At 64.4% G+C, this 2809-nt stretch carries 3 protein-coding genes and 1 pseudogene; 1 reads left to right on the forward strand and 3 read right to left on the reverse strand.

Annotated features, from left to right (window positions below; genetic code table 11):
- Positions 1-233, reverse strand: a pseudogene (locus I6U14_RS17395) (transposase); the annotation flags it as partial.
- 87 nt (positions 234-320) lie between these two features.
- Here I6U14_RS17395 and I6U14_RS17400 point away from each other — a divergent pair.
- Positions 321-1412, forward strand: coding sequence for an IS630 family transposase (locus tag I6U14_RS17400; RefSeq protein WP_296901038.1), 1092 nt, complete (start codon positions 321-323; stop codon positions 1410-1412).
- Positions 1413-1448: 36 nt separating this feature from the next.
- Here I6U14_RS17400 and I6U14_RS17405 read toward each other — a convergent pair.
- Positions 1449-2403 (reverse strand): IS630 family transposase gene (locus I6U14_RS17405; RefSeq protein WP_296901040.1). Its coding sequence is split into 2 segments (ribosomal slippage): positions 1449-2063 and positions 2065-2403, totalling 954 coding nucleotides; the frame shifts between segments, so codons are not numbered across the junction.
- Between the two features lie 85 nt (positions 2404-2488).
- The coding region (locus tag I6U14_RS17410; RefSeq protein WP_296901042.1) for a hypothetical protein at positions 2489-2809 on the reverse strand (321 nt) is incomplete at its 5' end.

Genomic DNA, 2809 nt, shown 5'->3' on the forward strand with positions numbered 1-2809 from the left:
CCGGTCGGGGTAGGGCCGCTTCAGCTGCCGGGTTCCGGCCGCGAGGGCCTTCAGCCGCCTGGCATCCGGCGGCTCCATGCCGCCATACTTGGCCCTCCACGCATAGAAGGTCGCGCTCGAGAGGCCGTGCCACCGGCACACATCCGCTGTCTTCGCCCCGTCGACCGCATGGGTCGACCCTGCTCCCGCAGGATCGCAATGACCTGCTCCTCGCTGAACTTCGATCGCTTCATCGTCCGGTCCTCTCGCTCCGCCGGACTCTAGTGTTCTGCACCTGACGGAGGATTCCATGTTCCGGCCGGACGTGTCAGTGTCGGAGCATGAGACGCGATGACATCTGCCTGTACCTGAGCCCCGATGACCGAGCTGAACTCCAATCTCTGCTCGCCGACCGGAACACCCCACGCAAGCTCGTCTGGCGAGCGGGGATCGTGCTGGCGACGGCGGACGGTCACGGTACGGGCGAGATCATGCGGCGCACGAAGACGTCGAAGCCCACCGTCTGGCGCTGGCAGGAGCGGTTCCTCCACGAGGGCGTGGACGGCCTGAAGCGTGACAAGACCCGGCCGTCGCGGGTACCGCCGCTGCCGCGGGAGACGCGCCTGAAGGTGATCGCGAAGACGGTACAGGAGAGCCCTCCCAACGCCACCCACTGGACCCGCAGGCTGATGGCCGAGGCGGTCGGAATCTCGCCGTCGAGTGTGGGCCGCATATGGGCGGAGGCGGGGCTGAAGCCGCATCTGACGAAGTCCTTCAAGGTCTCGAACGATCCGATGTTCGAGGAGAAGGTCACCGACATCGTCGGGCTCTACCTCGACCCGCCGGAGCGGGCGGTGGTGCTCTGCGTCGACGAGAAGTCGCAGATCCAAGCGCTCGACCGGACCCAGCCGGGATTACCCCTGAAGAAGGGCCGCGCGGCCACGATGACCCACGATTACAGGCGCCATGGCACGACCACCCTGTTCGCGGCGCTCGATGTAAAGTCGGGCCAGGTGATCGGAGAATGCCTGCCCCGCCACCGGGCGAAGGAGTTCCTGCGGTTCCTGCGCCGCATCGACCGCTCCGTCCCAAAGGCGCGCGAGGTCCACCTGGTTCTCGACAACTACGCCACCCACAAGACGCCGGAGGTGACGGCGTGGTTGGAAAAACACCCGCGCTTCCACCTGCATTTCACGCCGACCAGCGCGTCGTGGCTGAACATGGTCGAACGGTTCTTCGCCGAGATCACGGCCAGGCGCATCCGCCGCGGCAGCTACGCCAGCGTCGGCGACCTCGAGGCCGCCATCTACGACTACCTCCTCCAGCATAACTCCAGCCCGAAGCCCTTCACCTGGACCAAATCGGCAGAGGACATCCTCGCCAGAGAACGCCGCGCGCTGAACGCCCTCGATGAAATTCGGGGAAACCGGTAGCAAGCGTCAGACTCAGAACACTAGAGCGTGTCGCGTTTAATCGGTTCTGTATCCTGCGGCTTGGAAGTAGTTGAAGCACTCCTCTTCGGTGAAGAGGTCGCAGACTCTGCCGACGGCGGCCCATAGCTCGTCATAGGTCCTGGCCGCAGCCTTCCTGATCAGTGCCTTGAGTTTCGAGAACGCCATCTCGATGGGGTTGAGGTCGGGGCTGTAGGGCGGAAGGAAGAGGAACCAGGCGCCGATTTCCCGGAGCGCATCTGCGGCGCGTGGGCTCTTGTGGCTCGACAGGTTGTCGAGGATCACGACATCTCCCCGGCGCAAGGTCGGGACGAGCTGTGTGTCCACGTAGCGCTCGAACCACTCACGGTTCATCGCACCGTCGATGACCCACGGCGCATCGAGCCGGTCGTGGCGCAGGGCTGCCACGAAGGTTTGCGTGCGCCAGTGGCCGAACGGCGCATGATCTGGGAGCCGAGCGCCCACTGGCGCCCATCCTGTGGTCTTGACCATGTTGGTCTTGACGGAGGTCTCGTCTATGAAAGCCAGCCGTTCCAAGGCGTTGCGCATGAAGGGCTGTCGGCGAGCGATCCAGACGTGGCGCGCGAGCGCGACATCGGGGCGTTTCTGCTCAGCCGCCTGCAGGTCTTTTTTTGTGACTGAGCCCGAGCCGGTGCAGCAGTCGGCCGACCGACGAACGATGAACCTGAAGGCCGTGCTGCGCCTCGAGTTTGGCGGCGAGTTCGTCGATGGTCAGATCGGGCTGGTTCGCGATCTGGTCCCGCACCCACGCGGTCACACAGGTCAGCTTGCCGCGCCCGGGATTGCCCTGCCGTTTCGGAGCAAGCGCCCCGGTCTCGCGCTTGAGACGCACCATGTCGTTGACGAACTTGATGGACACCCGCAACTGCCGCGCCGCTGCGGTATGGGTGTGCCCTTCTTCCACCAAAGCCACAGCACGCTCTCGGAGCGCCATGGGATGCGGTTTGCCCATTCTGATCCCCTACATCTGCCTCAAGGGCAGGGAATCACAACCGTCGCGCCAGGGGAATCCCGAATCCGATCAAGAGCGACACGCTCTAGGGGCGTTTCCGTTTCAGTGCCTCAACGATGGGAAATGCGCCAAGCGCACAGCCCACCAGGCGAAAACACTTGGCCGACCGGGTCTGGGCAAGCACTTTGAAGCGGCCGTCATCCAGGTCGGGGGCAAGTTCCGCGAGCATGGCATCGAAACGCGCCGTGAAGTGGTGCGCGCTATCTCGAAACACGCTATCGCGTCGTAATCGTGCGCGGCAGATCTCCAGAGGTGGTGTGGCCGCGATCCCGAGATTGGCTCCGGCCGCGCCATTTTTCGCACATTCTCGCCAAGCCTCCAAAGGAGCTTCCCACAGGTCCAAGTC

Source organism: Thiohalocapsa sp., assembly GCF_019695415.1.
Classification (GTDB): Bacteria; Pseudomonadota; Gammaproteobacteria; order Chromatiales; family Chromatiaceae; genus Thiohalocapsa.

What these genes read in the sequence shown, in the direction of transcription:
- I6U14_RS17400 (WP_296901038.1), top strand. Translation starts at nt 321, where the DNA reads ATGAGACGCGATGACATCTGCCTGTACCTGAGCCCCGATGACCGAGCT.